The sequence below is a fragment of the Paenibacillus sp. 01T422 genome, from assembly GCF_056398785.1.
In genome coordinates this window covers 1-8,478 of sequence record NZ_JBFTQB010000569.1, presented here as the reverse complement: position 1 = coordinate 8,478, position 8,478 = coordinate 1, and the positions used below count along the sequence as shown (strand labels likewise).

The following is an 8,478-nucleotide window of genomic DNA, read 5'->3' as shown; positions in this document are numbered from 1 at the left end:
TGAGTGGTGAGTAGTGAGTGGTGAGTGGTGAGTGGTGAGTAGTGAGTGGTGAGTAGTGAGTGGTGAGTGGTGAGTGGTGAGTGGTGAATGGTGAGTGGTGAGTGGTAGTAGTAGTGAGTGGTGAGTGGTAGTAGTAGTGAGTGGTGAGTGGTGAGTGGTGAGTGGTGAGTGGTGAGTGGTGAGTGGTGAGTGGTGAGTGGTGAATGGTGAATGGTGAATGGTGAGTGGTGAGTGGTGAGTGGTGAGTGGTAAGTAGTGAGTAGTGAGTAGTAAGTGGTAAGTGGTAAGTGGTAAGTGGTAAGTGGTAAGTGGTAAGTGGTAAGTGGTGAGTAGTAGTAGTAAGTAGTGAGTGGTAAGTAGTGAGTGTAAGTAGTAAGTAGCAAGTAATGAGTAGAGAGTAATGTGACAGCTCCAGAGTCGCGGCCCGTTGGACGAAATCCAACGAAAATGGGATTTAGCCGGTCAAAAAGCATCTTTCATTGGACGAAATCCAACCGAATGCTCTATTTTGCGCTAAATTAGTGTGATTTGAAAGGCCTCCATTGGAATTCATCCAATGGAAAGTGGATTTCGCAGCAGTAAAAGCTGTTTTCATTGGAAATCATCCAAYGWRACAGCTCCAGAGTCGCGGCCCGTTGGACGAAATCCAACGAAAATGGGATTTAGCTCGTCAAAAAGCATCTTTCATTGGATGAAATCCAACCGAATGATCTATTTTGCGCTAAATTAGTGYGATTAGAAAGGCCCCCATTGGAATTCATCCAATGGAAAGTGGAATTCGCAGMAGTAAAAGCTGTTTTCATTGGAAATCATCCAACGAAACAGCTCCAGAGTCGCGGCCCGTTGGACGAAATCCAACGAAACAGGGGAGATGGCAGTCCTCAGAACCGACCGGCTCCCTCCCCCCTCATTGTTAAGGTTAGCGCAGATCACGCACCATCTAGCACAGTGTTACCCCGTTACTCTGCCGTTCGCCACCCGGCCAACAGCTTCTCATGCTGCTGAGCAGCTAGATCGAAGCGGTAGGAAGCAAGCAGGTTCTCCAGCTTCACTGGTGCAAGAAGCGGGTTCACCGGAATATCCGGTGCCACAGGAAAGGAGAAGGCAGTGTTCATGTAATCCGTCTGCACCTCACGGGACAACATGAAATCGACGAGCTGCTTAGCAGCGGCAGTGTTGTTGCCACCCTTCAGGATCGACACGGCTCCGATCTCCCAGCCGGCTTGCGGCGGGATGAAGGAGGAGATGTTGTAGCCTGAGTTTTTGAAGCGCAGCTGATCGCTCAAGAACGAGACGGCCGCGGCCATCTCGCCTTCGGCCAAATGCTGTGCGCTAGTGTTGCCGGCGAACGTCATAGAGGCGCTCTGTTTCTTCAGCGCCTGCATCAGAGCGATCGCATCGCTGTCGCCGCGCTGCTGGGCAAGCGATGCGAGCAGCGTGTATCCGGTTCCCGATGTCTCGGGATCGGGAATCTCGATCTTGCCCTTGAGCTCGGGGCGCAGCAGATCCTCGTACCGCTGTGGCAGCGGCAGACCCTTCAGCTGAGGGTCCTGCTGCCAGACGGTTTGGTTCACGCCAATGGCGAGCGCCCCCATATACATGCCGGTCCAGTAGCCGCCGGCATCTTTGTACTTGGCTGGAATGCTGCTAGCAGCTGCTGGGGAGTAGCGGAGGGATTTGCTTTTGTTTTTGAGCTGCTCATGCAGATCGGCAGGGCCGCCGAGTACCACGTCGATCCCGGTCTTGCCCAGCGTTAGCAGATGGTAGCTGGCTTCGCCGCTCGACATTCGGATGATATCGTAGGGCTGATCCGTTTTCTCCTTAAATGTTTCGAGTAGAATCCGCCCCGCATCTTCCTGGAAGATCACGTACACTTTGAGCGGCTGATTGCTTTTCTTCTCCCCTATGAAGCGAAAACCAAGGAAAATCCCAATCCCCGCTAGGAGCACGAGCAGACTTTTTTTCCACATGATGCAAATTCCTCCTGAACAGCCAAAAAAGGAAACTAAAGTTCCCCTTTTCAGCCTAGCTGCTAGTTGTATTTATGTCCTATTCACTAATCTTCATTAAATGAATTTTATCATCGGCGGCATGGATCGTGACGTTCCCTTCAAATCGCGTTGCCCCGATGTCATACGCATCGACAATCCATTCTTTCATATTATCATCCAGAATGAAATACCGCTCTTTCTCACCTAGGAACATCGATGATTTCACGAAACCGCTAACGAGGAAGCTGTTGAATGCTGCGCAGTTCCACGCGGACTTCTTCACGCAGCTTCGCGTCCAAATTGCTGAGCGGCTCATCCAGCAGGATGATCGGGGAGTTCATGACCAGCGCGCGGGCCATAGCAACGCGCTGCTGCTGACCACCGGACATTTCGTGCGGGTAGCGTTCCTCTAGGCCTGTCAGTTTCACTTTGGCCATCGCCGTCTTCACGCGTTCTTGTACTTCCGCCTCAGGGCGCTTCTGAATATCCAGCCCGTAAGCGACATTATCGAATACGGTCATATGAGGGAACAAAGCGTACTCTTGGAACACCATTGGCGTTCCGCGTTTGTAGGGAGGCAGATCATTGACGACCTGGCCGTCAATTTTGATCTCACCCTCATCTATGGTATAAAAGCCTGCAATGGAGCGCAGCAGCGTCGTTTTTCCGCATCCACTCGGTCCGAGGAAGGTAATGAATTTCCCGCGTTCGATTTGCAGATCGATCTGTTTGAGAACGTGGTTGCTGCCGAACACTTTACTAACATTTTTCAAATCCAATAAAACTTGTGAACTCATCATTTCTCACTCCTTAACTTAGAAATCAAATATTTTCACCTTCGAGCGGAAAATGAGCTTCATCACACCGAGCGTAGCCAGTGTAGTTCCCATCAATCCAACGGCCACAGCGGCTGCCCAGTAGTAGGTACCGGTTTCGGCGTAGTTGAAGATCGATACGGCGGCGACGACCCATTTTGGCGTAATCAGAAAGACGATGGTGCTTAAGGTGTTCATATTTTTCATAAATGCGTAGACGAAGTTGGCGACAATGGTCTTTTGCAGCATCGGGAATACGATAGTTGTCAGTGTGCGGCGACTGTCCGCTCCGAGATTGGTGGCGGCTTCCTCGATCGATTTGTCCACCTGTTTGAAGGAGGCAGTGAGTCCCCGATACCCAACAGGCATTTGTTTCAGCAGCATGGCTACAATGATCAAGACGGCGGAGCCTTGGAGCATAATCGGTCCATTGCTGAAAGCGACGATCAAGGCCAAGCCCACGAATGTCCCCGGCAAAGCAATGGGCAGAACGGCCGTGAAATCGAGTATTTTTTTGCCTGGAAAAGGCTTGCGAACCACGACATAAGCCAGAACTAGGGCGAAGCCGACGGCTAGAATAGACGCGATGAGAGACAGCACCAAGCTGTTGAGAACAGCGGGGCTGGATGGGTTGAACACCATTTTAGTTATATGACTCAGTGTAAAAGTGTTATCTCGGCCAAAGTTCTTCGTGAACGCGAAAAGAATCGTAATGGCGAACATCGACAGGATGAAAAGGGCCATGATGCTGTTGAAAATAAACAAAAGAATGTCCGTCTTGCGGGACGTTTTGACCCGATTCAGACCGGAAACAGGTTTTCCGGTTATTGTCGAGTAGGAGCCTTTGGACAGCAGCTTGCTCTGAATCACGAAAACCAGCAGGGCTGGAATCACGAGAATGAGGCCCATTACAGATGCGAGGCCAGGTTCGTTATTAATGATTTCTCCGTAAATTTCAACGGCCAACAGAGAGTAATTGCCCCCGATCAGCTTGGGATTCCCGAAGTCGGCAAAGCAGTTGATCGCTACGAGCAGGAAGGCGTTGATAACACCCGGCAATGCTAATTTGAACGTGATGGTGCGGAAAAGCTTGAAACCGCGTGCCCCTAAGTTCTGCGCGGCGATTTCCAGATTAGGCGATATGGAGCGTAGTACACCGGTAATCGTCATGTAGGCAAGCGGGAAATACGAGATCGTTTGAACGATCCATAGACCCGGCAAACCGTATAAATCTAGCTCGACGTTAAACCAAGCTTTGAGTGTTTGCGATACCATGCCGCCTCTGCCGAATAAAAGCAGGAAGGCCAGGCCGGTCATTACAGAAGGCGCGAGAATCGGGAGAAAGGCGATAAAACGGAAAAACTTTTTCCCTACAATATTGCTGTAATGAATCGAATAAGCGTAAATAAACCCGCAAACCGTTGCTGTTAGGGCAGAGAGGGAGGAACTAACGACTGTGTTCACTAGCGCCGTACCGTATCGGCTTTTGCTGAAGAATGTCGTCCAATCTGTCGCCCCTGGCAAAGCAATAACATAAATAAGCGGATAAATAACGAAGAGACAGAGTACGGCGAAACTGATGAGTACGAGGATCAGCGAAGAGGGATCTTTCACCAGCTTGCTGATCGAGGTGCTCATGCCTTGTTTTTCTATAATCATAAGGGGCTCACGACCGCCTTCCACATTCTTTGTTTAGACGGGCATTGGTCCGCAGGACGTGCGATATATGCGGCTTCCAATGCCCTGGAAACGCTTTCTTATTTAAGATTCTTGAGCGCGTCCTGCAGCTCTTTGCGCTGCTCGGCAGCTTTCCACAGGCTGTAGCTTGTATTGTATTTGGTTGTTTTGATGTCGATACCGCCTTTAGGGATCGGTACGGTAGGTTTCACGGAGCTTGCGAAGGCTGATTCGGTATAAAGAAGTCCAGGTTCATTCGTCAGCATGTAATCCATTAGTTTCTTGGCGCCTTCGGTGTTTGCGCCGCCTTTGACAATAGCTAGTCCCCCAACCTCATAACCTGCGGCTTCTGGAACGATAGAGATAATCGGGCTGCCCTGATTTTTCATTTTCAGCTGATCCCCAAGGAAGGTAATCCCGATGGTGTACTCGCCTTTAGCCGCTTTTTGAATCGGTTCGATCCCGGATTTAGGTCTTTCCTTCAGGTTGGGCAGCAGCTTTGCCACATAGTCCAGCATTTTGTCTTTGCCCCATACTTGCGCAAGGGAGGCTACTGCGGTGTAAGCGGTACCGGAAGTTGCCGGGTCGGACATGCCGATTTCGCCTTTGAATTTAGGATCAAGCAGCTCTTGGAACGTCTGCGGATAAGGGGCCGTAGCATATTTCTCTTTCCAACGCTGTTCGTTGATGCCAATGGCAATTGGATTCAGATAAAAACCAGTCCATGAACCTTCTTTATCCTTCATATTGTCCGGAATATCTTTGGCATTCGGAGAAATGTAGTTCTCCAGTGCCCCAGCTTTTTTCAATACCTCATGTGAATCTGCAGGACCTCCCATCAGGAAGTCTGCCTGCGGCTTGCCCATTTCATTCTGGACGCGCGTCACGGCTTCACCACTTGGGAGACGAAGAACGTCGTAATCGATTCCGGTCTCTGCCTTGAATTTATCCAGGATCTTACGTGCTTCTTCTTCTTGAAAAATGGAATAGACGGTAATTTTGCCTTTCGCTTTCCCACCAAAAACACCAGACTTGTATAGGAAGAATCCTGCTACAAGCACGACAACAATTACGGATAAGATTAAAACGGAGCTGTTACTTTTCTTTCTAGCCATTTCATCAACCATCCCCTCGATAGGTTAGGAGGCGTCACTTAACTTGAAATAGGCTTTATGGTTGGTTTCATCCAGCAAATCGAACACGATGAAGTAAGCGTTGTCATATAGATCAATATGCAGCCAATGCTTCCCATTCGCGGCTTCATCCTTCAACTGCACAACATAGTGAGCGCTCGGGCGCTCCGCCATGAAGTCAAAATGGCTGAAGTCGATCAGCCGGACCGCCGTTCGCATCTGAATTGTCAGCGCAGCCCGATCCGTCTCGGGTAACGTGGTGAGAACGCCATCGTGCAAGCGAGATACTTGATGGACCGGGTTAGCAATCACACTGCCGACGGTTTCTGCGGTGAGCGTTTTGTCGATCAGCATATTTTGCAGCTTGCGGATTTCCGCGCTGATATCCAGCGAGTTCACCATGTCACTACCGAAACGGAAGCCGCTGGTCCCGATTTGGAAGGGCACATCCTCTTGATCCAAGTAGGCCATAGAGCCTGATAGCAATAGCCGTGAAGCGTTTGCACGAGTGGGACCTTGGGAGAGGACAGGCTCCATTTGGAAGCTCAAAATGACTTCCGTTCCGCTTCCCTCACGGCTGTGTATCGTAATATCGCCGCCTTGCAGCTCCATCAATTGCTTGCAGAGCAGCAGCCCAAGCCCGTGCGAATGGGCTGATACAGGACGTTCAGCTTTTTCGTCAGAAGGAAGGAACAGCGTACGTGTTTCTTCTTCGTCCATGCCTTTGCCGTTATCGGTAATGCGCACGAGGCATTGGTATTCTTGCTGCTCAAGCCGCACGCTCAGCTGCGTGCACTCGCTATGCTTGATTGCATTTTCTATGACGTTGAACAAAACCTGCTGTGTACGTTTTGGATCAATGTACAACTCACACGCCTGCACTTGCACAGCAGTTGTAATCGCAGATTTAAGCAATGTAGGTTCCAGTATGCGCAAGCTGTCCGTCAGGATCGCAGCCAAGTCTGTACGTTCAACCTGCACCCGCCAAGCCTCATCGCCTTTGAGGGACGATTGCAGCAGCTCTTCGACCATTTGCAGCAGTCGCGTGCTTTCTTTACGGATGTAAACATTGCATGTTCGAATATCATCGATGCGCTCCATTTTATCTATCAGATCTGAGAAGCCGATGATGGAGGTTAGTGGTGTTTTCAGCTCGTGCGTAACATTGTCGTAAAACTTTTTTTGCTTACTTTGCTCATAATGGAGCAGTTCGATATGCTCTTGCAATGCTTCGGACATTTGATTAAAGTCATCGGCCAGTTCTCGCACCTCGTCTTGGCTGCGGACTGTGATTTTTCGGCTGAAATCACCTACAGTCACCAGCTTCAAGGCATGCTGCAAGGCGTGCAGCGGCTGCATGATGAAGAAGGAGAACGAGTAGCTCGCGAGCAAAGCGACAAGCAGGCAGCCCAGTGCGACGCCAATAAACCAAGTCCTCATGGCAGACAGGGTTTCTTCGTGTTTATTTAAATCAAGCAAGTAGCGGAATCCGCCAACAATTTTGCCTTCGTAAAGGAAAGGTGAGGCGTAGATGAGCATCTTGCTGTTCTCGCCTTCCGTTATGACGGTGGCGGTTTGCCCCGCGAGTGCAGCGTCGATATCGCTTCGCTTCACCAGATCTTCTCTATTGCCACTGTCTCCGATAATGGTGCCCTCCGGATCAAACAGCTGCACTTGGAAGTTGCTGTTGGCGGCAAGATGCGAGGCGATCAGCGGGGCATATGTCCCGGAAAAAAGCTGCTCGATGCTGATTTTTTTATCGTTTACAATTTTGAGTGCCTCGATGCGATGCAAGTCGTAATATTGGCTCAGCGTCTGGGTGTCCCGCTCAATCATACTTTTGCTCAGCGTATAGTTCACGACCACATACATTGCAGCTAGCAGCATGATGATCGTAATCGTGTGCTGAATGAACAGCTTATTGCGCAGCTTCATGGCTTAAACCTCCAGCTTGTAGCCCATCCCGTGAACCGTGGCCAGCACATGATCGTGGGGTTTAATTTTCTCGCGGAGCCGGTTCACCATCATATCGACGGAACGGGTTTGTCCGTAATATTCGAACCCCCATACCTGATCGAGAATGTGCTCCCGCGTGAACACCTTTTTCGGATTTTTGCACAACAGCCAGAGGAAGTCGAACTCCTTGCTGGTTGTTTTGACCAATTGGCCYGCGACTTTCAATGATCGCTCATTGCGATCCATTTCTATGATGCCTGCTTGAAGGACATCAACGGCATGTAAGGCGGTATCTGGGGTCATTCGCCGCATAACCGCACGAATTCGCATGATAAGCTCCCGCGTTTCAAAGGGCTTGGTCAAATAATCATCAGCGCCGAGCTGGAAGCCTAATATTTTGTCGTTCATTTCGTTTTTTGCCGTGAGCACGATGACAGGTATTTCTTTGTAAGATTGTTGCAGCGTTTTCAAAAGTTCGAAGCCTGATTGGTCAGGCAGCATCAGATCGAGCAAGATTAAATCGATCTGATGGGAAGCGAGCGTGTCGAGCCCGGAGGCAATGGTACCGGCTACCATAGGGTGAAAGCCCTCAACTTCAAGGCTTAATTTGAGCAGCATCTGGATGCTGGAATCGTCTTCAATAATTAAAATAGTCATAGGAAAGTTCCTTTCCAGCGTTATTTTGCATAGCGCATTCATTGCTATTAAGGGTTCATCATGTGTATTCATTCTACACAACAGACGAGCTATGTAAATACGACTGACTTATATTGCATTTTACAAAAAGCGTTTTCAACCTTATGATGAGAGTGCGGTGTAATATTTCTTTCCGTATAAGGGAACTTTATTTGATCTGCAACGTACTACAACAGGTGACAACAAATCAGATCCGACACGATGTGGAGA

At 49.6% G+C, this 8,478-nt stretch carries 7 protein-coding genes; all 7 read right to left on the bottom strand.

The annotated features are described in order from the left end of the window. Positions 1-959 precede the first annotated feature (959 nt). Positions 960-1,970 (bottom strand): extracellular solute-binding protein, encoded by a 1,011-nt coding sequence (locus tag AC1DUA_RS26100; protein WP_477502545.1) that lies wholly within the window; start codon positions 1,968-1,970, stop codon positions 960-962. 79 nt (positions 1,971-2,049) lie between these two features. After that, positions 2,050-2,217, bottom strand: a complete 168-nt coding sequence (locus AC1DUA_RS26095; protein ID WP_477502544.1) for a hypothetical protein — start codon at positions 2,215-2,217, stop codon at positions 2,050-2,052. A gap of 7 nt (positions 2,218-2,224) precedes the next feature. Then, the gene (locus tag AC1DUA_RS26090; RefSeq protein ID WP_477502543.1) at positions 2,225-2,788 is read right to left on the bottom strand and encodes an ABC transporter ATP-binding protein; all 564 of its coding nucleotides are present in this window, start codon (positions 2,786-2,788) and stop codon (positions 2,225-2,227) included. Between the two features lie 18 nt (positions 2,789-2,806). After that, positions 2,807-4,465 carry an ABC transporter permease gene (locus tag AC1DUA_RS26085; protein ID WP_477502542.1) on the bottom strand — a complete coding sequence of 553 codons (1,659 nt, stop codon included), beginning with the start codon at positions 4,463-4,465 and terminating at the stop codon, positions 2,807-2,809. Positions 4,466-4,563: 98 nt separating this feature from the next. Next, positions 4,564-5,598: an ABC transporter substrate-binding protein gene (locus tag AC1DUA_RS26080; protein ID WP_477502541.1), complete on the bottom strand. Its 1,035-nt coding sequence runs from the start codon at positions 5,596-5,598 to the stop codon at positions 4,564-4,566. A gap of 24 nt (positions 5,599-5,622) precedes the next feature. After that, the gene (locus tag AC1DUA_RS26075; RefSeq protein WP_477502540.1) at positions 5,623-7,551 is read right to left on the bottom strand and encodes an ATP-binding protein; all 1,929 of its coding nucleotides are present in this window, start codon (positions 7,549-7,551) and stop codon (positions 5,623-5,625) included. A gap of 3 nt (positions 7,552-7,554) precedes the next feature. Then, positions 7,555-8,229 (bottom strand): response regulator transcription factor, encoded by a 675-nt coding sequence (locus AC1DUA_RS26070; protein WP_477502539.1) that lies wholly within the window; start codon positions 8,227-8,229, stop codon positions 7,555-7,557. Positions 8,230-8,478 lie beyond the last annotated feature (249 nt).

What these genes read in the sequence shown, in the direction of transcription:
- AC1DUA_RS26100 (WP_477502545.1), bottom strand. Translation starts at nt 1,970, where the DNA reads ATGTGGAAAAAAAGTCTGCTCGTGCTCCTAGCGGGGATTGGGATTTTC.
- AC1DUA_RS26090 (WP_477502543.1), bottom strand. Translation starts at nt 2,788, where the DNA reads ATGAGTTCACAAGTTTTATTGGATTTGAAAAATGTTAGTAAAGTGTTC.
- AC1DUA_RS26085 (WP_477502542.1), bottom strand. Translation starts at nt 4,465, where the DNA reads ATGATTATAGAAAAACAAGGCATGAGCACCTCGATCAGCAAGCTGGTG.
- AC1DUA_RS26080 (WP_477502541.1), bottom strand. Translation starts at nt 5,598, where the DNA reads ATGGCTAGAAAGAAAAGTAACAGCTCCGTTTTAATCTTATCCGTAATT.
- AC1DUA_RS26075 (WP_477502540.1), bottom strand. Translation starts at nt 7,551, where the DNA reads ATGAAGCTGCGCAATAAGCTGTTCATTCAGCACACGATTACGATCATC.